Source organism: Amycolatopsis sp. NPDC004772 (assembly GCF_053601215.1).
Map to the genome: position 1 here is coordinate 17083 of NZ_JBSGBK010000079.1, position 22532 is coordinate 39614.

At 69.5% G+C, this 22532-nt stretch carries 20 protein-coding genes, 2 tRNA genes and 1 other RNA gene; 13 read left to right on the forward strand and 10 right to left on the reverse strand.

Translation table 11 applies throughout. The annotated features are described in order from the left end of the window. Positions 1 to 17: 17 nt before the first annotated feature. Entirely contained in the window at positions 18 to 1064 is a 1047-nt protein-coding gene (locus ACWEF6_RS33700; protein WP_449686642.1) for a ThiF family adenylyltransferase, read from the reverse strand. A 230-nt stretch (positions 1065 to 1294) separates the two neighbouring features. Between ACWEF6_RS33700 and ACWEF6_RS33705 the strand changes: the two genes are divergently transcribed. Then, complete coding sequence (locus ACWEF6_RS33705) at positions 1295 to 1804, forward strand: M48 metallopeptidase family protein (protein WP_013223146.1); 510 nt, start codon at positions 1295 to 1297, stop codon at positions 1802 to 1804. 77 nt (positions 1805 to 1881) lie between these two features. Here the strand turns inward: ACWEF6_RS33705 and ACWEF6_RS33710 are convergent, their stop codons facing one another. Next, the gene (locus ACWEF6_RS33710; protein ID WP_449686643.1) at positions 1882 to 3273 is read right to left on the reverse strand and encodes a zinc-dependent metalloprotease; all 1392 of its coding nucleotides are present in this window, start codon (positions 3271 to 3273) and stop codon (positions 1882 to 1884) included. Between the two features lie 170 nt (positions 3274 to 3443). Here ACWEF6_RS33710 and ACWEF6_RS33715 point away from each other — a divergent pair, with 170 nt between their 5' ends. Beyond that, a complete protein-coding gene (locus ACWEF6_RS33715) occupies positions 3444 to 4469 on the forward strand; it encodes a YlbL family protein (protein ID WP_449686657.1) in 1026 nt (341 codons plus the stop codon). 126 nt (positions 4470 to 4595) lie between these two features. Here ACWEF6_RS33715 and ACWEF6_RS33720 read toward each other — a convergent pair whose 3' ends face one another. Further along, positions 4596 to 5660 (reverse strand): bacteriocin fulvocin C-related protein, encoded by a 1065-nt coding sequence (locus ACWEF6_RS33720; RefSeq protein ID WP_449686644.1) that lies wholly within the window; start codon positions 5658 to 5660, stop codon positions 4596 to 4598. A gap of 340 nt (positions 5661 to 6000) precedes the next feature. Then, positions 6001 to 6540 carry a PPA1309 family protein gene (locus tag ACWEF6_RS33725; protein ID WP_449686645.1) on the reverse strand — a complete coding sequence of 180 codons (540 nt, stop codon included), beginning with the start codon at positions 6538 to 6540 and terminating at the stop codon, positions 6001 to 6003. A gap of 149 nt (positions 6541 to 6689) precedes the next feature. Here ACWEF6_RS33725 and ACWEF6_RS33730 point away from each other — a divergent pair, with 149 nt between their 5' ends. Further along, a complete protein-coding gene (locus tag ACWEF6_RS33730) occupies positions 6690 to 9692 on the forward strand; it encodes a UPF0182 family protein (protein WP_449686646.1) in 3003 nt (1000 codons plus the stop codon). A gap of 67 nt (positions 9693 to 9759) precedes the next feature. Beyond that, positions 9760 to 9833: transfer RNA gene (locus ACWEF6_RS33735), tRNA-Met, on the forward strand. A 134-nt stretch (positions 9834 to 9967) separates the two neighbouring features. Here ACWEF6_RS33735 and ACWEF6_RS33740 read toward each other — a convergent pair. Then, positions 9968 to 11386, reverse strand: a complete 1419-nt coding sequence (locus tag ACWEF6_RS33740) for an FAD-dependent monooxygenase (protein WP_449686647.1) — start codon at positions 11384 to 11386, stop codon at positions 9968 to 9970. A gap of 94 nt (positions 11387 to 11480) precedes the next feature. On the opposite strand from ACWEF6_RS33740, the gene ACWEF6_RS33745 reads away from it, so the two are divergent. The 8 genes from ACWEF6_RS33745 (at position 11481) to ACWEF6_RS33780 (ending at position 17442) form a co-directional block, all read left to right on the forward strand. Next, complete coding sequence (locus ACWEF6_RS33745) at positions 11481 to 12065, forward strand: TetR/AcrR family transcriptional regulator C-terminal domain-containing protein (RefSeq protein ID WP_449686648.1); 585 nt, start codon at positions 11481 to 11483, stop codon at positions 12063 to 12065. Positions 12066 to 12142: 77 nt separating this feature from the next. After that, positions 12143 to 12219: transfer RNA gene (locus tag ACWEF6_RS33750), tRNA-Met, on the forward strand. A gap of 379 nt (positions 12220 to 12598) precedes the next feature. Then, on the forward strand, positions 12599 to 13099 hold the full coding sequence (locus tag ACWEF6_RS33755; protein WP_013223153.1) for a PadR family transcriptional regulator: 501 nt from the start codon (positions 12599 to 12601) through the stop codon (positions 13097 to 13099). A 63-nt stretch (positions 13100 to 13162) separates the two neighbouring features. After that, a complete protein-coding gene (gene prfB / locus ACWEF6_RS33760) occupies positions 13163 to 14266 on the forward strand; it encodes a peptide chain release factor 2 (protein ID WP_310975789.1) in 1104 nt (367 codons plus the stop codon). Between the two features lie 112 nt (positions 14267 to 14378). Beyond that, the gene (gene ftsE / locus ACWEF6_RS33765) at positions 14379 to 15068 is read left to right on the forward strand and encodes a cell division ATP-binding protein FtsE (RefSeq protein WP_003082104.1); all 690 of its coding nucleotides are present in this window, start codon (positions 14379 to 14381) and stop codon (positions 15066 to 15068) included. A 46-nt stretch (positions 15069 to 15114) separates the two neighbouring features. Further along, complete coding sequence (ftsX, locus tag ACWEF6_RS33770; protein WP_310975790.1) at positions 15115 to 16008, forward strand: permease-like cell division protein FtsX; 894 nt, start codon at positions 15115 to 15117, stop codon at positions 16006 to 16008. 46 nt (positions 16009 to 16054) lie between these two features. After that, the gene (gene smpB, locus ACWEF6_RS33775) at positions 16055 to 16537 is read left to right on the forward strand and encodes an SsrA-binding protein SmpB (protein WP_003082092.1); all 483 of its coding nucleotides are present in this window, start codon (positions 16055 to 16057) and stop codon (positions 16535 to 16537) included. Then, on the forward strand, positions 16534 to 17442 hold the full coding sequence (locus ACWEF6_RS33780; protein WP_449686649.1) for an amidohydrolase family protein: 909 nt from the start codon (positions 16534 to 16536) through the stop codon (positions 17440 to 17442). Before smpB ends, ACWEF6_RS33780 begins: the two co-directional genes overlap by 4 nt. Before the next feature lie 26 nt (positions 17443 to 17468). Here the strand turns inward: ACWEF6_RS33780 and ACWEF6_RS33785 are convergent, their stop codons facing one another. The 5 genes from ACWEF6_RS33785 to ACWEF6_RS33805 form a co-directional block, all read right to left on the reverse strand. After that, positions 17469 to 18782, reverse strand: coding sequence for an acyltransferase family protein (locus ACWEF6_RS33785; protein ID WP_449686650.1), 1314 nt, complete (start codon positions 18780 to 18782; stop codon positions 17469 to 17471). 94 nt (positions 18783 to 18876) lie between these two features. After that, a complete protein-coding gene (locus ACWEF6_RS33790) occupies positions 18877 to 19101 on the reverse strand; it encodes a hypothetical protein (protein WP_449686651.1) in 225 nt (74 codons plus the stop codon). A gap of 118 nt (positions 19102 to 19219) precedes the next feature. After that, entirely contained in the window at positions 19220 to 19861 is a 642-nt protein-coding gene (locus tag ACWEF6_RS33795) for a response regulator transcription factor (protein WP_449686652.1), read from the reverse strand. 39 nt (positions 19862 to 19900) lie between these two features. Then, complete coding sequence (locus ACWEF6_RS33800; RefSeq protein ID WP_449686653.1) at positions 19901 to 21034, reverse strand: sensor histidine kinase; 1134 nt, start codon at positions 21032 to 21034, stop codon at positions 19901 to 19903. After that, entirely contained in the window at positions 21031 to 21705 is a 675-nt protein-coding gene (locus ACWEF6_RS33805) for a sensor domain-containing protein (RefSeq protein WP_449686654.1), read from the reverse strand. Before ACWEF6_RS33805 ends, ACWEF6_RS33800 begins: the two co-directional genes overlap by 4 nt. A 152-nt stretch (positions 21706 to 21857) precedes the next feature. On the opposite strand from ACWEF6_RS33805, the gene ssrA reads away from it, so the two are divergent. Continuing rightward, positions 21858 to 22225: a transfer-messenger RNA gene (gene ssrA / locus ACWEF6_RS33810) on the forward strand. Positions 22226 to 22532 lie beyond the last annotated feature (307 nt).

The following is a 22532-nucleotide window of genomic DNA, read 5'->3' on the forward strand; positions in this document are numbered from 1 at the left end:
CACGACGTCTTCGTGGGCTACGTCTCCGAGATCACCTCCCGGGCACCGCACCGGCAGAGCGGGTGCGGCGGCCAGCCCCGGTGCCGGATCCGGCCGTCGAAGGCGTCGATTTCGAGGGTCGCGTTCCACGTCGGCGGGGCCGGCGCGCTCGGGGACAGCACCCGCATGGCCTGGGCGACGGCCAGCGACGCGCAGGACTGGACCGCGCCGAGGTCGGGCCGCTGGTGCCGGCCGGCGAGCTGCCCGGCGACGCGCGGCCAGCACGGGTCGCGCTCCGTGCGGTGCAGGTCGGCGCAGCGCAGGCACGAGCTGCGGCCGGGCACGACCAGAGGCCCGACGATCGCCGTGCCGTCGCGGACGCGCGCCGCCAGGTGCGGGACGCCGTCACCCATCAGCTCGGCGACGAGCTCGGGCGCCGGCACGACGGCGTCGGTGAGCAGGGCGAGGTTCGGGTGCCGGTCGTGCAGGCGGGTGACGCGGACCTCGGGATCGACCCGGCGGAGCAGGTCGGCGAGGGCGTGGCGCCGGGACCGGCCCAGGTCCGCGGCGGTGAAGCCGGAGCCCAGATCGTGCTCGGTCACCGTGCCCGGGACCTGCAGCTCGACGTGCCCGATGCCGGCGTTGGCCAGCAGCACGGCGGCCGCCACCGCCACCCGGCCCTCGCCGTGCACGGAGATCGCGGCGGCGCGCCGCCGCTCGGCCATCGCCGCCTGGTGGTGCCGGGCGCGCAGCGACCAGAGGCCGGGCTCGCCACGCAGGCCCGGGCCGTCGGGGCGGCCGGCGTCGGTGACCAGGCCGAGCGCGGTCAGCTGCCGCAGGAGCGTGTGCAGCTGCTCGCGGTGTTCGCTCTCCGCGAGCAGAAGCCGCTCGACGGGTTTGCTGCCGTCGAGGGCGCGCACTTTCGCGAGGAGGTGCGGGGACAGGTTTTCGACGATCACGCCGTGACGCGGATCGAGGCCGATCTGGATCTCGCGCGGGCCGCGTTCGAGCACGGTGAGGCCCGGGAGCAGGGCAGGGTGGGCCGGCAGGAGGACCGGTGGCATGTCCGCGGTGTCGAGGATCATGTCCGCAGGATCGCACCCGGTCGCGACGGGAAGGCCCCGCAAGGAGCCGGAACGGCCGAGTTGTCCACAAGTGGAACCGGCTGTGGACAACTCGGGTCTGTGACCTCAAGGCGCTCGGAGTTGTCGGTGCCTGGCCTTACCGTTGTCGGGTGGTCGAAGCACGGATGCCCTCACTGAGAGGCCGGGGGGACACGAACCCCTCGTCGGACACACCCGGACACAAGGTCGAAGTGCGGCGCAGCCAGCGCCGGCACCGGACGGTCACCGCGTATTGGAACGACGACACGCTCGTCGTGCTCATCCCCGCGCGGATGACCAGGGCGGAGGAGAAACACTGGGTCGCCGAGATGGAGCGCAAGCTGCAACGCTCGGAACCACGTCGGCCGGCGTCGCCGAAGACGTCGGACGAAGCCCTGCTGGCGCGCTGCGCGCTGCTGTCGGGCAAGTACCTGGGCGGCACCGCGGTGCCGGCGAGCGTCCGCTGGGTGCCGCCGATGCGCACGCGGTGGGCGTCCTGCACGCCGGTCGACGCGACCATCCGGGTCAGCGAACGGCTGCGGAAGGTGCCTCCGTGGGTGCTGGACTACGTGCTGGTGCACGAGCTGGCGCACCTGCGGGAGCCCGGGCACGATGCGGCCTTCTGGGCGCTGGTGCAGCGGTACCCGAAGACCGAGCGGGCGATCGGGTACCTGGAGGGGTTGTCGGCCGCGGCCGGGTGGGGGATCTCCACCGAGGATTGACGGGGTGACCGCCTGGGGCCGGACAGCAGAAGGCCGGTGTCCCGCTGTTGCGGGGCACCGGCCGTCCGGAGCTCAGTTCAGGACTGCTTGCCGCCCTCTTCCGATGGGGGCTCGTCCTTCTCGCGCTCCGAACGCTCCGAACGTTCCGAGCGCTCGGCCTGCTCTGCCTGTTCCGTGCGCTCCAGCTCGGCGATCGGGTCCAGGTCGTCGATCGAACCCGCCGAGCCCACTCGGTCCGCGAAGTCGATCGGCTCGTCCAGGTCCTCGGCCGTCGGCATCAGGTCCGGGTGGGACCAGAGGCCGTCGCGCTTCTCCGTGCCGTGGCGGTCGCCCACCAGCTTCCACAGGTTGGAGGCGTCCCTCATGCGGCGGGGGCGCAGCTCGAGGCCGACCAGGGTGGCGAACGTCTGCTCGGCCGGGCCGCCCGTTGCACGGCGGCGGCGGAGCGTCTCGCGCAGGGCGTCCGCTCCCGGCAGGCGGTCGCCCACCGCTTCGGCCACCACCACGTCGACCCAGCCTTCGACCAGCGCGAGCAGCGTCTCCAAGCGCCGCAGCGCCGCCTTCTGCTCCTCCGTCGTCTGGGGCTCCAGCAGGCCCGAGGACATCGCCTCTTCGATGCTCGCCGGGTTCGCCGGGTCGATGCGGCCGGCCAGGGACTCCAGGGCCGACGTGTCCACCGAGATCCCGTGGGCGAACTCCTCGACCGTCGCCAGCAGGCGCTGCCGGAGCCACGGCACGTGCGTGAACAGGCGCTGGTGGGCCGCCTCGCGGGCCGCGAGGAACACCAGGATCTCGCTGTTCGGCAGCTCCAGGCCCTCGGCGAACTTCTCGATGTTCGCCGGCAGCAGGGCCGACGTGCCGGCCGGGGCCAGGGGGAGGCCGATCTCCGTCGAGGTCAGCATCTCCGACGCGAGCTGGGCCAGCGCGTTGCCGAGCTGGGAGCCGAAGGCCATGCCGCCCATCTGCCCCATCATCTGGAGCAGCGGGCCCGCGGCCTGCTTGGCCTCCTCCGGCAGCGCCTCCATCCAGGCACCCGACACCTGCCGGGCCACCGGGTCGCACAGGCGCTGCCACGTCGGGAGCGTCTTCTCCACCCAGGACCGGGGCGACCAGGCGACCGTCGACGTCGCGCCGGCCGGGTACACCGTGGCCGCGTCGAGCCAGAGCTCGGCCAGGTGGGCCGCGTCGCGGACCGCCGCGTTCGCGTCGTCACCGCCCCGGAAGCCGAGCTTGCTCTCGCCGGTGTTGCCGGCGCTGCCCAGGGTCTGGAGGGCGATCTGCTTGGCGAGGTCGTAGTTCACCGGCCCGCTGGAGCTGCCCGCCTGGCTGAGCATCTGGCCCAGTTGGCTCAGCATCTGCCCGAGCTGGTTGAAAGCCTCGGCGCCGGACTGCTGCCCGCCTTCCGAGGGGTCGTTCTCACCTCGTTTGTCGGGATCGGAAGGTCCGAAGCCGAACGGGGGTTTGCTCATGTGTCCACCGTACGCGGGTCGAGGCCCGCCGAGCGCGTCAACCGTGGCCTTCACCGGGAAGCGAACGCGGTCACCGTACGCTGTCGGTCGTGACCAAGTCCTCCGAGGAGACCGCCCCCGCGAAGAGCGCCCCGGAACCGGCGCCGGAGCCGGCCGGCGAGGCCCGCCGGATGACCCGCCGTGGCTGGACGCTCGTGGTCAGCGGCTCGCTGTTCCTGATCTTCGTGGTGCTCGGCTCGGTCGTGCCGGTGCCGTTCGTGGCCATCAGCCCCGGCCCGACCTACGACACGCTGGGTCGCGACGCGGCGGGCAACCCGGTCATCCAGGTCAGCGGGCACGAGACCCACCCGACCACCGGCGAGCTGCGGATGACGACCGTCTCCCTGCACGACGGCGTCACCCTCTTCCAGGGTCTCGGCTTCTGGGCGAGCGGCCGGTACGCGCTGGCCCCGCGCGAGGAGTACTTCAAGCCCGGCGAGACGAACGAGCAGGTCAAGCAGGAGAACATCCAGCAGCTGCAGGACTCGCAGACCAACGCCCAGGTCGCCGCCCTGCGCAAGCTGGGCAGCCCGATCAAGGTGGTGGCGAAGCAGATCGTCTCCGGCAGCCCGGCCGACCACGTGCTTTCGCCCGGCGACAAGCTGATCACCGTCAACGGCAAGAAGATCGTCGAGGCTGCCGACGTGCGGGCCGCGCTCACCGGCACCCTGCCCGGCCAGACCGTCCAGATCACCTTCCAGTCCGACGGCCAGCCCGAGCGGACCGTGCCGCTCACCCTCGCCGCGCGCCCGGACCGCAAGGAGGGCTTCATCGGCCTCACCGCGGTCGACCGCGCCGACGTCCCCTTCACCGTGAACATCTCCCTGCAGGACGTCGGCGGCCCGTCCGCCGGGCTGATGTTCACCCTCGCCATCATCGACCGGCTCAAGGGCGACGACATCGCGGGCGGGCGGCACATCGCCGGTACCGGGGAGATCACCGAGACCGGCGAAGTCGGCCCGATCGGGGGAATCTCGTTCAAGGTCGTCGGCGCCCGCGAGGCCGGCGCCACCGACTTCCTGGTGCCCGAGCACAACTGCGCCGAGGCCAAGACCACCGCGCCGGCCGGCCTCAACCTGATCAAGGTGTCCACACTGGACGACGCGCTCGCCCAGCTGGCCAACCTGAAAGCCGGGCGGCCGACGGCGTCCTGCTGACGCGGCGGGTCCCGAGGACGGGCTCCGCCCCCGGTGCCGAAGGCAAGTGACACCGGGGGCGTCGCGGAACGGCCGGGCTTCCCGCATTGACGGGGCCACCCGAACCGGACCGTGGTTCAGCCGGCCCTACAGGCACGAATAGCAGGCGCCGTCGCACATCCCGTCACAGGCGTAGTCGTAGAAGAGCCCGCATCCGGGATATCCGGCTACGCAGACCCCCCTGGTCGGATTCCCCTGGCAGCCTTGGCACGGCAAGCACGCAATCGCACAGAAGTCACTCTCCTGGCTGCAATTGCAGGACAGCGGCCCTCCGCCCGCCAAGGGCAGGGACTGGGCCTGCGGTGATGCCGAAGTGCCGGCGTCGGCGGTCCCCAATGTGGCGAGGATTCTGCCGGCTTCTTCCTTGCCGAAAGCGGCTATGGCCACCCGCTGCAGCTCTTGCAACTGCTTTTCGATCGCCGGTTCTTCGATGGCTTTCGGTTGGAAAACCGATTCGACGGCGGCGAGCGCGGACGCCTGGTCGAGGACCGACGCTTGTTCGGCCGAAAGATTCGGATGTGACTTCCGGTAGCGCACAATCTGCTCGACCCACAGGTTGCTGCGATTACGCGGTGTCAGCGCGCCGACAACCGCTCGCCTGTCCGCCATCGGAAGAGCGGTCACTTCGTCGTAGGTCTGCGGGAGCCGGCCCGCGCGGTCGGTGACGTCACGCAGCCTGCGACCCTGCTCCGCGGCGAGGGCCGGGGTTCTGCCCATCCCCAGTACGGCGATCGCCAGGCCGACGCCGGCGGCGAGGTGCAGGAACTTCCCCCGGTTCAGTTCCCGGCTCGGTGCCTGTCCGGTGCCCTGGACGGCCAGCCATTCGTCGGATTCCCGCTTGAGCCGGCCCAGCGCGGTCAGGATCCGGATCATCCGCCAAGGCCCGATCTGGCGTAGCAGGGGAAACGCCATGGCCAGCCCCAGCCATGCACGGACGCCGGTTCCGGTCGCTCCGATCAGTGTGGGTGCGTTCCGTGCTTCCGGGCCCAAAGCTTGGTGCCGCCACTGTTCCACCTGGGGATCGGACAGCGGCAGCACCTCCAGCTTTTCGTTGCAGGCGGCGGCGACGGTGACGGAGATTTGCCGACAGGTCATGCAGGTACCGTCGAAGGCGAGGATCAATCGAGCGGCAGATGGTTCTTCGAGTTCCACAAACTGCCTCCGTATCAAGAGGAATTCAAAAAGGAATTGCCTGCAGATACGCGCGACGATGTTCTCCGTCGCGCAGACTGGAGATATGTCGAGGAAGGCTCAATTGTGCCGAGTTGTTTGAATGGTAGTAATGTGCGTGGGAACATGCAATAAGGCCGGCATGTATGCCATTGTCGTCACCCTCCCCGGAAGACGCATCGGGAAATGACGTTAGCAGCCAACCGATTGCTTTGCAAGGTTGGCAATTTGTCGCATTGTCACCCTTAATGGGACAAATGGGGCGCAGACTTCGGAAAACGTAGATCGACAGCGTTCCGGTGACCGATTCGGCATGGTCGAGTCAAGGAAGCAAGGTCATCTTGAGCGCTTCGACGAGGTTCGGCGCCAGGTCGGGGCTTTCCACGATCTCGTCCATCGACTCGTCCGTGCCGGCGCCGCGCAGCCGCATCACGCAGGCGCCCTCCCCGTCGCGCAGGACGGCCGCGACCAGGCGGGCCTCCGTGCGCTGCGGGTGGTCGGCGGCCGCGCGGCGGAGGCTCTCGGCGTCCGCTTCGGCGACGTCCGGCAGCTCCGACTCCGAGCCCGGCGGCAGCACGATGATCTCCTGGGCCAGCGCGCACCCGATGACCAGATCCGGCCACGCGATCCGGCCCAGCGCCTCGGCCAGGTCGCCCTCGGGCAGCGCTTCCTGGGCGACCGGCGTCAGCGGGTTCGCCCGGTCGAGCTGCCCGGCCAGCTCCGGCTGCTCGTCCAGCAGCGCCGCCGTCGGCACCAGCGCGAACAGCTGCGGCGGCTGGTCCCAGCCGCCCGCGGCCATGAAGTCCTCGATTTCACGGGCGAGCGCGGCCACACCGGCCTGTCGCGCTTCGTTCGCTGCCATGCGCACATCGTGTCAGGTCGGCCGGGCCGCCGACGCCGCGAGTCCGGTTTGGGCGGGTCCCGGGAACTTCACCGGGCATCCGTAGAGTTAGGGAATCAGGGGGCGCACGCGCCCCTGCTCAAGTGTTGACGAAGACAGGAGCGTGTGCCGTGGCGACTCGGCCCCCGGTGAGCCTGCCGAAGCTGTCCCGGCGGAGCCGGATCCTCCTCATCATCGCCGCGGTGATCGTGCTGGCGTTGCTGCTCGGGGCCCGGCTCCTCGACACCTACGTCGACTGGCTGTGGTTCGGCGAAGTCGGCGCGCGATCGGTGTTCACCACCCAGCTGATCACCCGCGTGATCCTTTTCTTCGCCGTCGGCCTGCTCGTCGGCGGCGCACTCGCGATCAGCCTGATGATCGCCTACCGGACGCGCCCGGTGTTCGTGCCGATCTCCGGCGCCGACGACCCGCTGGCGCGCTACCGCTCGGCGATCGTCGCCCGGATCCGCCTCTTCGGCGTCGGCATCCCGGTGCTCACCGGCCTCATCGCCGGCCTCTCCGCCCAGGGCGACTGGCAGGTCGTGCAGCTGTTCCTCAACGGCACCTCGTTCGGCCAGACCGACCCGGAGTTCGGCAACGACGTCGGCTTCTACGCCTTCGACCTGCCGTTCATCAACTGGCTGCTCGGCTGGCTGTTCATCACCGTCGTCATCTCCTTCTTCGGCGCGCTGATCTCGCACTACGTCTTCGGCGGCATCCGGCTCGCCGGCAAGGGCGGCCAGCTCGCCGGCCCGACCCGCGCGCAGCTCGCCATCACCGTCGGGCTCTTCGTGCTGCTGAAGGCGGTCGAATACTTCTTCGACCGGTACAACCTGCTGCTGTCCGATCGGGCTTTCCCGCTGTTCATCGGCGCGACCTACACCGACCTCAACGCGGTCCTGCCGGCCAAGCTGATCCTGCTGTGCATCTCGGTGATCTGCGCGATCGCCTTCTTCGCCGGTGCCTTCCTGCGCAACCTGCAGCTGCCGGCCATCTCGCTCGTGCTGCTGATCCTGTCCGGCATCCTGGTCGGCGTCGCCTGGCCGGCCATCCTCGACCAGTTCTCGGTCAAGCCGAACGCGAACGAGAAGGAAGCGACGTCCATCCAGCGCAACATGGACGCCACCCGCCGCGCCTTCGGCCTCACCGACGTCCAGTACCAGCCCTACACCGGCAAGTCGGACGCCACCCCGGACCAGATCAAGGCCGACACCGGGACGATGTCCAACATCCGGCTGCTGGATCCGAACATCCTGTCCGACACCTTCACCCAGCGCGTCGGCCGCGAGAACTTCTACGGCTTCCCGGCCAAGCTGGACATCGACCGCTACACCGTCGGGGGCGTGACGCAGGACTACATCGTCGCCGCCAAGGAGATCAAGACCGAGGGCCTCACCGGCAACCAGACCAGCTGGATCAACAAGCACCTCGTCTACACCCACGGCAACGGCTTCGTCGTCGCGCCGGCCAACACGATCGACCGCGCGGTCAAGGACGCCAACTCCGACGGCGGCTACCCGATCGCCACGACCAGCGACACGCAGAATCCGACGGGCGCCGGCTCGTCCGGGTCCGGCCAGCCCGGCATCGAGGTCAGGGAACCCCGCATCTACTACGGCGAGCTGTCCGCCGCGGAGTCCGACTACGCCATCGTCGGCGGTACCTCCGGCAACGCGCCCGGCGAGTACGACACCGCCACCGACCGCTACACCTACAAGGGCAGCGGTGGCGTCTCGATCGACAACTGGTTCAACCGCCTCGCCTTCGCCGCCGAATACGGCGAACGCAACATCCTGTTCTCCGACGCCATCGGCGACAACTCCAAGATCATGTACAACCGCGACCCGCGCGACCGCGTCAGCAAGGTCGCGCCGTGGCTGACTCTCGACGGCGACCCGTACCCGGCGGTCGTCGACGGCAAGATCCAGTGGATCATCGACGGCTACACCACGCTCAACAACTTCCCGTACGCCCAGCAGACCCAGCTCGGCGCGGCCACGAACGACTCCCTCAACGGCGTCGCCCGCCAGGCCAACAGCTCCATCAACTACATCCGCAACTCGGTCAAGGCCACCGTCGACGCCTTCAACGGCACCGTGACGCTGTACTCGATCGACGACAAGGAACCGGTCCTCAACGCCTGGGAGAAGGTCTTCCCCGGGCTCGTGAAGCCGAGCTCCGAAATCTCGCCGGACCTGCGGGCCCACTTCCGCTACCCCGAGGACCTGTTCAAGATCCAGCGCGAACTGCTGTCGCGCTACCACGTCAGCAACCCGCAGGAGTTCTACTCGCAGCAGGCCTTCTGGAGCGTCCCGCAGGACCCGACCGCCGAAGGCGGCTCCAACCCGGCCGCGGCCGGCGCGGCCAACCAGCCCGGCTACTACGTCCTCGCCGACACCCCGGGCCAGACCAAGCCGACGTTCCAGCTGACCAGCTCCCTGACCGGGCAGCAGCGGCAGTACCTCGCATCCTGGATGTCGGTCTCCTCCGACCCGGCCGACTACGGCAAGATCCGCGTCCTCCAGCTACCCAGCGCCGCCACCGGAGCCACCCAGGTCGACGGCCCGGTCCAAGTCCAGAACCGGTTCCAGAGCGACTCCCGCGTCGCCCAGGACCGCACCCTCTTCAACAACCCCAACGTCACTCCCATCTACGGCAACCTGATCACGCTCCCGGTCGCCGACGGCTTCCTCTACGTCGAACCCGTCTACATCCGGCAGCGCAACCAGAACAGCTACCCGCAGCTGGCCCGCGTCCTCGTCTCCTACGGACCCAAGGTCGGCTACGGCGCCACCCTCCAGGAAGCCCTCGACCAGGTCTTCGGCGCCGGCACCGGCGAAGCCACCACCACGCCACCCCAAGCCGGCCAGCCCACGACCAACCCACCCACCTCCACCAACCCGACCACCACCCCGCCCGCCAACAACGGCGGCGGCAACGCGGCCCTCGACCGCGCGGTCGCCGACATCCAATCGGCCATCGCCAAACTCAAAGCCGCCCAGCAATCCGGCAACTTCACCGACCAAGGCGCCGCCCTAGCCGCCCTCGACGCAGCCGCCCGCGCGTACGAAGCAGCCAAGACAGCCGCCCCCGGGACCAGCACCGCACCGCCCAGCACCCAGCCCGGAGGGTGACCTCGGTAACGCCGACGGCACCTGCTTTGCACCCCCGCGAAACGAGGGCGTAAGGTAGGTGCCACGACGCGGGGTGGAGCAGCTCGGTAGCTCGCTGGGCTCATAACCCAGAGGTCGCAGGTTCAAATCCTGTCCCCGCTACAGAGGTTGGGAGGGGTGTGTTCGCGGAGAGCGCGAACGCACCCCTCTTTCGCGTTTGTTCTGGGGGTCGGACCCCCAGACCCCCGCCAGGGGGGCTTCGCCGCCCCTGGACCCCCCTGCGGTTGGCCGGGTTTTTACTTGAGCCAGGCTTCTGTCTCTCCTGTTGTGTTTGCTATGTAGCCGTCTGGGCGGATCAGGATCTTCTCCAGGTTGGGCCAGGGGAGGTTTGTTACCTCTGCTACGAGTACCTCTTTGTGGGGGGTTGGGGTTGGGGTTTTTGTCAGCAGGACCCAGTTTCCTTTGTGGAACAGGGCGCTTGCGTGGCCTTCCTTCAGGCTGAAGTCGGGGAGGCGGGTTCCTGCTGGTGGGTGGGTTTCCGTTGTCGGGTACTGGATGTTGAGGCCTGAGATCATTCCTGACAGGTGGTGCTGGACCTCGGGGAGTGCGGTCAGGTCTCGGACGAGGGCCCTCAACGCCAGCTGGTTCGGGGTGGTGGGGATCAAGGCGTTCTGGGCCGCCACGTTCTGCAGGACGTCCTGGGCCACCTTGCGGCGCTCCGCTTCGTAGGTGGCCAGGAGACCCGGCGCCGCTCGGTTGCGGAGCTCGGCCGCCAGCTTCCAGCCCAGGTTCATCGCGTCCTGGATCCCCAGGTTGAGGCCCTGGCCCCCCGCCGGGAAGTGGATGTGGGCCGAGTCGCCCGCCAGCAGGACCCGGCCCACCTGGTAACTCGCGGCCAAGCGGCTATCGTCCGAGAAACGGGATGCCCAGCGGATTTCGGCGACCTCCGCCTCCGGGCCGAAGCGTTCCGCGACCGCCTCGTGAACCTCCTCGGGCGTCACCGGAGCCCGGAGGTTCTCCGGCCGGTTCAGACGGTCCCCGAAGCTGATGCGGTACAGGTTCGGCTCGGCCAGGGGAATCACGCCGATGAACTTGCCCGGGCTCTGCGACGTCACCATGTTCGTCATCGAGCGCCACTGCGTCGGCGCCCCCGGAGGCGTCTTCGCGAACAGCACGTCCGCCGCCACGCCGTGGCCCCGACCCTCGATGCCCTCGAACCGCAGGTTCAGCGCCTTGCGCACCGTGCTGCGGCCGCCGTCGCAGCCCACCAGGTACTTCGCCCGCACACACAGGTCGTCCGCCGTGATCGTGACGCCGCCGGCGTCCTGGACGAAACCGGTCAGCTCGTGGCCCCGCCGCACCCGGACGCCCTGTTCGTTCAGGCGCTCCTCCAACGCCGCTTCGACCTCCGCCTGCGGGATGCCCAGCTGGTACGGGTGCCGGGTGTCCCAGCTCGCGTAGCTCACCGGGAGCACCGCGAAGTGTCCGTCTGCGACAGTCGCGAACGAGCGGTCCTCCGCCCGGCCCAGCAACCCGCGCAGATCCAGGACTTCCGCCGTTCTCGGCTGGAGGTTCAGCGCCTTCGACAGCCCCGTTCGCTCGTGCATCCGCTCGAGCACCTGAACGTCCACTCCGGCCAACGCCAGCTCGTTCGCCAGCATCAGACCCGTCGGGCCCGCGCCGGCCACCACCACCTCTGCGGTCAGCTCCTGCATCCCCAGCTCCTTAACAACGTTAAATTGACCTGCCCCGAGAATGCCCTTAACATCATTAAGCTGTCAAGCCGGGAGTGCGAGGAGACTGCGGAACATGGCCCTGACCAGGCAAGACATCGCGCGATCCGGGCTGAAGCTGCTCAACGACGTCGGGCTCAACGGCCTCACGCTCCGGCTGATCGCCGCCGACCTGGGCGTCAAGGCGCCCGCGCTGTACTGGCACATGAAGAACAAGCAGGAGCTCCTGGACGAGATGGCGACGCAGATGTACCGCGACTCCGTGGCCGACCGGCAGCCGCCGGCGTCGGCGGGGGAGTGGGAAGCCGCCGCGCACAGCGCCCGGGCGCTGCGGCGGATGATGCTCGCCTACCGCGACGGCGGAAAGGTTTTCGCCGGCACGTACCTCGGCGACATGAGCCTGGTCGGCGAGCACCCGCTGCGCCGGAGCATCGAGGCCGGGCTCGACGAGGGGCGGGCGAGCCGGGCGACCTTCACCGTCTACTGCTTCGTCATCGGCTACGTGATCGAGGAGCAGGCCGTGCGGCCCATGCCCGGGGAGTTCGACGAGCGCTACCGCGAGTCGGCGGGCGAGGCCGTGCTGGGCGATGCCGACGCGCGCTTCGAGGACGGGCTGACCATGGTCCTCAGTGGAGCCCGCCACTGGCTCGAGACGGCGTAACGGCAGGTCAGGACGTTTCGGGACCCCGGTGCAAAGCCGTTGGCGACCCCGTGTAATCTATTCGAGTACCACAACGGCGCGGGGTGGAGCAGCTCGGTAGCTCGCTGGGCTCATAACCCAGAGGTCGCAGGTTCAAATCCTGTCCCCGCTACCACTGAGAGGCACGTTTCCGGGAAATCCGGAAACGTGCCTCTTTTGTCATGCCGGATCGGCTTTCGCTGCCGACTTTTCCGTCCGGCGCGCTGAAAACTGCGGATCCCACGATGTGGACGCACCGCCGGAGTGGTTGCGGTGCGTGTCCGACGTGCGCCAAGCCGGGGATCGCCGCCCATCGAACTCACCTGCCTGGCCGTGCCGGGGCGGCCCGCGTGCGTCTGGTTGGACCAAAAATCCCTGGGAGCGGTTGCAGAGCGTGTTCACGTCCACAGTGGACCGGGTCGCATTGGGCCGAACGAGGGGATCTGTCTAGCCACAATGGACAGATCCGCTGACCACTGTGGACACAGCGGCCGATAAGTGGGAATCTAGGGGGCGTGTCCGAATTGAATGCAACAGCCGCCGCCCTGCTCGGTCTGCTCCACGACGGTCCCGCCACCGGCGGGCAGCTCGTCGCCGGAGCCGGAGAGCGGTTCGGTGCCTTCTTCAGCGTCACCCGCAGCCAGGTGTACCGGGAGCTCCCGGCGCTGTCCAAGGAAGGCCTCGTCCGGCTCGGCAAGCAGGGCCCGCGCTCCAGCCAGCAGTACCTGATCACCGCCGCCGGCAAGAAGGCCTTCAAGGCCTGGCTGACGTCCGAGGCCGGCCCCGACCACCTGCGCAGCCCGCTCATCCTGCGGCTCGTGCACGCGGGGTCGCTGACCGCGAAGCAGCGCCAGTCGCTGCTGGAGTCGGCCCGGACGAGCTACAGCCAGCAGCTCGACGACGCCCGGGCGGCCACGAAGGCGGCCGAGGGGCCGTACGAGAAGGCCGTCGCCGAGTTCGCCCAGGCCCAGGCCAAGGCCGCGCTGAAGCTGCTCGACGCCATCCCCGCGGCCTGAGGTTCGCGCGCCCACGACCGGTCCTCGCAACCGGTCGTGGGTTTTGCCGTAACCTTGACAAACGTGAGTGATGAGTTCGACGCGGCCCTGCGGGACCTGACCGGCAAGCTGACGCAGATCGAGTCGGTGATGGACCTGGACGCGCTGCGTGCCCAGGTGGCCGACCTGGAGCAGCAGGCCTCGAGCCCCACCCTCTGGGACGACCCGGAGGCGGCCCAGAAGGTCACCAGCCAGCTGTCCCACCGGCAGGGCGAGCTGAGGCGCGTCTCCGACCTGCGCCAGCGGCTCGACGACCTCGGCGTGCTGTACGAGCTCGCCGAGGCCGAAGGCGACGCCGGCAGCATGGGCGAGGCCGAGAGCGAGCTCGCCGACCTGGGCAAGTCCATCGACGGCCTCGAGGTCCGCACCCTGCTCTCGGGCGAGTACGACGACCGCAACGCCGTCGTCACCATCCGCTCCGAGGCCGGTGGCGTCGACGCGGCCGACTTCGCCGAGATGCTGCTGCGCATGTACCTGCGCTGGGCGGAGCGCCACGGCTACCCGACCGACGTCTACGACATCTCCTACGCCGAAGAGGCGGGCATCAAGTCGGCGACGTTCAAGGTGAGCGCCCCCTACGTCTACGGCACCCTCTCGGTCGAGCAGGGCACCCACCGGCTCGTCCGGATCTCGCCGTTCGACAACCAGAGCCGCCGCCAGACGTCGTTCGCGCACGTCGAGGTGCTGCCCGAGGTCGAAGAGGTCGACCACGTCGACATCCCGGAAAAGGACATCCGGGTCGACGTCTACCGCTCGTCGGGCCCCGGTGGCCAGAGCGTCAACACGACCGACAGTGCGGTGCGCATCACGCACATCCCGACGAACATCGTCGTCTCCTGCCAGAACGAGAAGTCGCAGCTGCAGAACAAGGCGGCCGCGATGAAGGTCCTCCAGTCGCGGCTGCTGCAGCGCAAGAAGGAAGAAGAGCGCAAGGAGATGGACGCGCTCAAGGACGGCGGCTCGAGCTGGGGCAACCAGATGCGCTCCTACGTCCTGCACCCGTACCAGATGGTGAAGGACCTGCGGACCGAGTTCGAGGTCGGCAACCCGACCGCGGTGCTCGACGGCGACATCGACGGCTTCCTCGACGCCGGCATCCGCTGGCGGAAGCAGACGACCACGGTGTGATCGGCGCGGGGGGTGTTTGCGCGACCGCTCACCGTACGCAAACACCCGCTGCTCCACCCGGGTGGACCGGGCAACCGGGGCTTCACGAGACCGGTGGGTAGTATGCCGAATCGTGATCCGGCTCGAAGAGGTTTCCAAGGTCTACAAGACCTCGACGCGGCCCGCGCTCGAGCGGGTGTCCGTCGACATCGAAAAGGGTGAGTTCGTCTTCCTCATCGGTCCCTCGGGATCGGGGAAGTCGACCTTCCTCCGGCTGCTGCTGCGCGAAGAGACGCCCAGCAAGGGCCGTGTGATGGTGTCCAACTTCGACGTCGCCAAGCTGGCCCGCCGCCGGGTCCCCCGCCTGCGGCAGACCATCGGCTGCGTCTTCCAGGACTTCCGGCTGCTGGCGAACAAGACCGTCGCCGAGAACGTCGCGTTCGCCCTCGAGGTGATCGGCAAGCCGGGCCCGACCATCAAGAAGGTCGTCCCCGAGGTGCTGGAGCTCGTCGGCCTCGACGGCAAGGCCGACCGGCTCCCCAACGAGCTCTCCGGTGGTGAGCAGCAGCGCGTCGCGATCGCGCGCGCGTTCGTGAACCGCCCGCTGGTGCTGCTCGCCGACGAGCCGACGGGGAACCTGGACCCCGACACCAGCCAGGACATCATGCTGCTGCTGGAGCGGATCAACCGCACCGGCACCACGGTCCTGATGGCCACCCACGATCACTCCATCGTGGACTCCATGCGGCGCCGAGTCGTCGAGCTGCAGCTCGGCCGGGTGATCCGCGACGACGCCCGCGGCGTCTACGGCATCGGTCGCTGACCACCCCGCCCTTCAACGACCCCGACCCCAAGGACCTGCACCCGCCATGCGCGCCAGTTTCGTCTTCAGTGAGGTAGTCACCGGCCTGCGCCGGAACGTCACGATGACCATCGCGATGATGCTGACCACGGCCGTCTCGCTCGCCATGCTCGGCGGCGGTCTCCTCGCCGTCCGGACGATCGACAAGATGAAGTCCAACTTCCTCGCCGACGTCGAGGTTTCGGTCTACCTCACCGACGACATCAGCGCGAACGACCGGAACTGCACGCAGGCGCTGTGCCAGTCGCTGCGGACGTCGCTGCAGAGCAACAACGGTGTCGAGTCGGTCGTGTTCGAGAACCGCGACCAGGCCTTCGACCGGTTCAAGAAGATCTTCGAGAGCCAGCCGGAACTGATCGCCCTCACCGGTCCCGAGTCGCTGCCCGCGTCGCTGCACGTGAAGCTGAAGGACCCGGACCGCAGCGACGCGATCGTGCAGGAGTACGCGAACAAGCCGGGCGTGCGCAAGGTCGATGACCAGAAGAAGTTCCTCGACCGCGTCTTCAACGCCTTCAACGGGGTCCGCAACATGGCCTTCGGCGCCGCGCTCATCATGGCCATCGCCGCGCTGCTGCTGATCGCCAACACGATCCAGGTGTCCGCGTTCACCCGCCGCACCGAGGTCGGCATCATGCGGCTGGTCGGCGCGACGCGGTGGTACACGCAGCTGCCGTTCCTTTTGGAGGCGGTGGTCGCCGGCGTGGTCGGTGCGGTCCTCGGGATCATCATGCTGGTGCTGACCAAGGCGAGCTTCCTCGACTCGGTGTTCACCGGCGACGTCTTCCCGAAGATCACCATGCTGGAACTGCTGTTCCCGGTCGCGCCGATCCTGCTCGGGGTGTCCGTGGTGATCTCCGCCATCACCGGGTACGTGACGCTGCGGCTGTACGTCCGGCACTAGCTTTAACCGGCTGCTTGTCACCGTCGGAATCACGTAGAGTGGTCGTATGCCCAAGGAACGTGGCCAGAAGGTGATCGTGTCGAACCGCAAGGCGCGGCACGATTACTCCATCCTCGACACCTACGAGTGCGGTCTCGTGCTCGTCGGCACCGAGGTCAAGAGCCTGCGCGAGGGCAAGGCGTCCCTGGCGGACGCGTTCGCGACGGTCGACGACGGCGAAGTGTGGCTGCGCAACGTGCACATCCCGGAGTACACGCAGGGCACGTGGACCAACCACATGCCGCGGCGCACCCGGAAGCTGCTGCTGCACCGGCGGGAGATCGAGAAGCTCATCGGCAAGACCAAGGAGAGCGGGCTCTCGCTGGTGCCGCTGTCGATGTACTTCAAGGACGGCAAGGTCAAGGTCGAGATCGCGCTGGCCCAGGGCAAGAAGGCCTACGACAAGCGGCAGGCGCTCGCCAAGCGGGACGCGGATCGCGACATCAGGAAGGCGATGGGCCGCGCGCTCAAGGGCCGGTTCACGGAGTGACGCCCGGCCCGGCCTCCGACGCGGACATCGCTCGCTGGACGGCGTCGCTGGGCCTGCCGGGCCTGGTCGACCTGCACGTCCACTTCCTGCCCAAGCCGGTGATGGACAAGGTCTGGGCGTACTTCGACCAGGCCGCGACGCACTACGGCACTGAGTGGCCGGTGTTCTACCGGACGTCCGAAGAGGAGCGGCTGGCGACACTGCGGTCGCTCGGCGTCACGCGCTTCGCACCGCTGGTCTACCCGCACAAGCCGGGGATGGCGCAGTGGCTGACCGACTGGGCGCTCGAGTTCGCCGCGCGGGTGCCGGACGCGGTGCCGACCGGGACGTTCTACCCCGAGCCCGGCGCCGGGTCCGCTGTGGACGGTGCGCTGCGCGCCGGCGCCCGGGTGTTCAAGGCGCACGTGCAGGTGGGCGCCTACGACCCGCGGGACGACCTGCTGAAGCCGGTGTGGGGTGCCCTCGCCGACGCCGGCGTCCCGGTCGTCGTCCACTGTGGACACGGTCCGTTGCGGGGCGACTTCACCGGGTTGTCGGTCTTCGGGGAGGTGCTGGCGCGGCACCCGAACCTGACGGCGGTGCTCGCGCACGCGGCGATGCCGGAGTTCGGCGCGGCGTTCGACCTGATGGCGAAGTACCCGCGGGTGCACCTGGACACCACGATGGTCGGGGTGCCGTTCGCCGAGGCGATGTCGCCGCTGCCGCCGGACTGGACCGCGCGGCTGGCCTCGTTCACCGACCGGGTCGTGCTCGGCACGGACTTCCCGAACATCCCGTACTCCTACGCGACGCAGCTGCAGGCGATCGCCGGCTGGGCCGCGGCCGACGACCGCCTGGGAGAGCCGTTCCTGCGGGCGGTCCTGCACGACACGCCCCTGCGCCTCGTGAGTGGTAAGGCGGGTTAGAACCCGCCTTACCACTCACGAGGGGGTCAGCGCTTGAGGCCGGGCAGTGGGGCGCGTTCGGTCACGGTGACCGCGCGGCCGAGGAGGTCGGTCACCGGGATCTGCTTGCCGGCCAGGAGGAATCCGGCCGTCGCGAGGAGCACCCAGGGCACCGGGCCGCGGGCGATGCCGTCCGACAGCGGGGCGAACCCGTGCGCCGCGAGGCCGAGCAGGCCGCCGGACGCCAGCAGGCCCGCCACGACGAGCTGCGGCGTCCCGGCGGTGGTTGCGCCGGTTTCGCGCTGCATCTCGAAGTGGGCGAACAGCCGCAGCAGGCCGGCCAGCACCATCCCGCACGCCGCGAACCACGCCGGCGCCATGATCAGCCAGAACACCGTGCCCGGCGCGGGCGTCTGGTAGCCGAGGCCGTACACCGTCACGCCGGCCACGACGACCAGCGCCGGCATGTGCCAGAGGTAGACGCTCATGAACCGCGCGCCGAGCCAGCCGAGGGCGTTGCCGATGCCGGGGCGCGCCGCGAGGGCGTTGAGCTGCGGGCGGAAGGCGAGCAGCAGGCCGATCTGGCCGACGGCGAGGAAGGCGAGCAGCACGGTGGGCGGGCTCATGTTCGACACCGGCGCGCCCGGCATGCCGATCATGCTGGCCGGGTACGGTCCGAACGCGACCATCAGCGCGGTGACGCCGAACCCGGCGGCGGACAGCGTCAGCGCGCCGCGGCGGGTCAGCGAGCCGAGGCGGCCTTCGACGTAGTGGAAGCCGAGCTGGTGCACGGCGACCCAGACGAAGATCGCGTTGGCGTAACCGATGTAGCCGAGGTCGTTGAAGCGCGCGACGTCGACGAGGATGCCTGCCGCGCCCATGACGAGCGGCACCTTCAGGCCCCAGCGCCGGTGCGCGGCGACCATCAGCGGCGTGAGCAGCACGACGAGCACGTACACGGCCAGGAACCACAGCAGCTGCGCGGCGATCGCGCTGCCGACCTGCACCGGCTGCGGCGGGACACCCAGGCCGCGCAGGAAGTCCGGCACGATCAGCCAGACGGCCATCAGCGGCAGCACCGGCACCATCAGGCGCTTGATGCGCCCGCCGAGCCACTGCCGCGTGGAGGCGGCGCGGCGGAAGGAGATCAGGTTGGCCGCCCCGCCGGCGAAGAAGACCAGGGGCATGACCTGGCTGAGCCAGGTGACGACCCACCAGCCCGGCGTCGCGAGGGCGTTGCCGGTGGCGAGGTGCCCGTCGGAGTAGGAGAGCACCGGCATGATCCAGTGCTGGGCGATGACGGCGAGGATGGCCCCCGCCCGGACGACGTCGAGGAATCGGTCCCGGCCCGCTGTTTGCATGCCGTTCAGCCTGGCCGGTGCGACCGGGGAAGACAGCGGTGCTGCCCGGCCTGTTCGGGGTGCTGTTCACCCCCGGTGGGTGCGGGGGTTTCCCCTACCTCAGGTTGTCGGGCTCGGGTTCGTGCTGCGCGGCGGCGACCCGGTACTCCCAGCCGTGCTCGGTGAGGCCGAGCTCGTAGCGGGTCTCGATCTTCGGGCCGCCGTGCAGGTGGATGTGCCGGATGACGGTGCCGGGGATCGGCTCGGCGTCCCCGAGCTCCTGGACGCGGCCGTCGAGCGGGCCGCCGAAGAAGCGGACGCAGCGGATCTCGTCGGACATCTGCGCGCTCCTCTCGCCGCCGGGTCCGCTCATGGTAGGTGAGCGCTCACAGGGGTGCCGCCCGCGGAACGGGTGACTCGTTGTCCACCCTACGGGAGATCCGGTCACCGTCCGTCGCTCAGCGGCCCAGGTACGTCAACACCGCACGCACGCGCCGGTGTTCCTCCGCGCTGGCTTCGAGGCCGAGTTTCGAGAAGATGTTGCCGATGTGCTTCTCCACCGCGCCGTGCGAGACGACCAGGGAGTTCGCGATCGCCGTGTTGGACAGGCCCTGGGCCATCAGGCTGAGGACCTCGGACTCGCGGGCCGTCAGCGCGTCCAGGGGGTTGCGGCGGCCGCGGGCCATCAGCTGGGCGATCACGTCCGGGTCGATCGCCGTGCCGCCGCCCGCCACGCGGCGGACCGCGTCCAGGAAGTCCGCGACATCCGCCACGCGCTCCTTCAGCAGGTAACCGACGCCGCCGGCGCCGCCCGAGAGGAGCTCCACCGCGTACGACTCCTCGACGTACTGCGACAGCACCAGGACCGGCAGGCCCGGGATCTCCTTGCGGGCCGCCAGCGCCGCGCGCAGGCCCTCGTCGGTGAACGTCGGCGGCATGCGGACGTCGACGATCGCGAGGTCAGGACGGTGTTCCTTGACCGCGCCGAGGAGGTCGTCCCCGTTGTCGACGGCCGCGGCCGTCTCGATGCCCTCGTCGGCGAGCAGGCGGGTCACCCCGGCCCGCAGCAGCACGGCGTCCTCGGCGATGACTACCCGCATCCGGCCCCCAGGTTCGTGGATGGACGGGGTCCAGAATATTCACCACTGGCAGGGGAGGTCAGCCCGGATCACGGTCGGCCCGCCCACCGGGCTGACCACGGTGATCACGCCGTCGATCGTCGCGGCGCGGTCGGCCAGCCCGGCCAGCCCGCCGCCGGGGCGCACTTCCGCGCCGCCGTGGCCGTTGTCGGTGATCTCGACGACGACGTGGTCGTCGGTCCGCCACACCTTCACGCCGGCTTCGGTCGCTCCGGAGTGCTTCGCGATGTTCGTCAGCGTCTCGCCGACGATGAAGTACGCCGTCGTCTCCACCGCGGCCGGCGGGCGCGGGTCGACGTCGACCGAGACGTCCACCGGGATCGGCGACTTCGCCGCCTGCGCCGACAGCGCCGCGTCCAGACCCCGGTCGCCGAGGACGGCCGGGTAGATGCCGCGCGCCAGGTCCCGCAGCTCCGACACGGCGAGCTTCGCGTCCGTGTGCGCCTCGTCGATGAGGTCCCGCACCGCTTGGGGGTCCTGGTCGAACTTCGACTTCGCGCGGCCCAGGCTCATCGCGACGGCCACCAGCCGCTGCTGCGCGCCGTCGTGCAGGTCACGCTCGATGCGACGGCGTTCGGCTTCGGCCGCGTCGACCCCGCGGGCCCGCGACGCCTGCAGCCGCTCGGCCTTCTGCTCCAGCCGCTTCGTGCGGTTCGGCCCCAGCAGGGCCAGCGCCAGCTCGCCGTGCAGCCAGCCGAGCCACGGCGTCACCCAGATCGCCATCGGCAGCAGCACGACCGACGCCAGCGCGATCGCGAACTCCGCGCACGCCAGCGGGAAGGCGGCCATCAGGTACGCCAGGTCACGCCACGTCGTCGCGTCGCTCAGCCGGACCATCCACCGCCGCAGCAGCGGCTGCCCCTCTTCGTACGGCCGCCGCTGCACCGGGGGCAGCGGCACGTTCAGCAGCTTGCCCGCCCAGCTCCGCTCACGGTCGCCGGACCAGCGCACGAAGCTCGTCGTCGCCAGCAGGATCGGGAACCCGATCCAGATCACCGCCGTCGAGACGCCCACCGAGATGCCGACCACGATCAGCACGAACTGCAGGAGCCGGAAGACGAAGCTGACCAGCATGTAGAGGATCGTGCGAGCCGGGTGCGGCCGCGGGTGTTCCAGCTGTTGCGCCTCGCTCATCCCGCCACCAGGTTCTTCTCTTCCGCGTTTTCCCACCAGCGCTCCATCCGGCGGCGCTGCGCCACCGTCGGCCCCAGCAGCCCCGTCGCCAGCCGGGCGTGCACGCCCGCCAGCGCCCTGGTCAACGCCACCGACAACGCGACGAACAACACCCCGAGCGCTGCCCACGGTAGCGCCTCCACCGTGGTGTCCACGGTCAGCCACGGCAGCTCCGAGTTGGGGAACCGGTATTCGCCACCGGGCAGCCACCGGAAGTAGACGGGCAGGAAGACCAGCGCGAGGCTCGTCGCCCAGAACGTCGTCACGAGCACGAACTCGACCAGGCCCACCGGGAAGAGCAGGGCGAAGTAGGTGAGGTCCCGCCAGGTTGAGGGGTCCTTCAGCCGCCCCTTCCACCGCGCGGCCTGCTTGCCGGCCGGCAATGGCAGGTAGGGCAGGTCGATGTAGCGGTCCAGCAGCGCGTAGACCCGAGCCCGCTCCAGCCGGGCGGCCCCCCGCACGGCGAGCACGACCAAGGCGAGCAGGCCCACCCCGACCCACACCACGGCGGTCCCGGCGCCGGCCGACACGAACGCCGTCAGGAACCCGAACGCCAGCACCCCCAGCGGCAGGTTCATCAGCAAGAACACCACCGAACCACCGAACGGCGGATCCCGCCTTTCGCTCACCATGACCCTGCTCCTTTCCACGGACACCAGCATCGACGTTCCGCGAGGCCGGCGACATGGTGCGAGCGGGCATCCCGGCAGTAGGGCTGGCCCCACCCTCCAGGACTAAAGCGGTCGCGCCGCGCGTTATGATGGTCAGGTTGTGATCCCGACAAGGGGGTGAACGGTTTCGACTTTGGACGTTGAGTCAGGGGAAGCGTGCCGGTGCAGGCGAGAGACCACCGTAAGCGTCATCGCAAACCAATAAGCGCCGACTCCAGTCAGCGCGAGTTCGCCCTCGCCGCCTGAGCGAGTGCGACTCTGTCGGCCCGGGTTCGCCTCCGGCCCGGGTACCGGCATCAGCTAGGAGGCTCAGCGGCTGTCCCGGCCACGGGGAACAGTCGTGAAGCAAACAGTGGCTGGGCTCGTCACCTCAGCTTGTTCGCGTGACTGAGGGAGTCAAGTAAAGACGTAGCGGACTGCGCACGGAGAAGTCCTGTCGAGACGCCAGAGGACCCGGGTTCAATTCCCGGCACCTCCACTACGAGAAGGCCCACGCCCCTTCGGGGCTGGGCCTCCTCTCGTTCTCGGGTTTTTATTTGGGGGTCGAACCCCCAAACCCCCGCCAAGGGGCTCCGCCCCCTGGACCCCCGGGCCCGCTCGCCTGGATCTTGGGGCTCCGGCAAAGTCGGAGCGCACTCAGGGCGGGTACCTCAACGGCCCGAACGAGACGCGGACGCCAGACCGGCACCCCACCCGGACCCCCCACCGCCCCGATCCGAAGCCAGCACGCGGACGGTGGGTGCGGGGGCGAGCCAAAGATCCCCCGACACACCCCCCCCCCCCCCGCA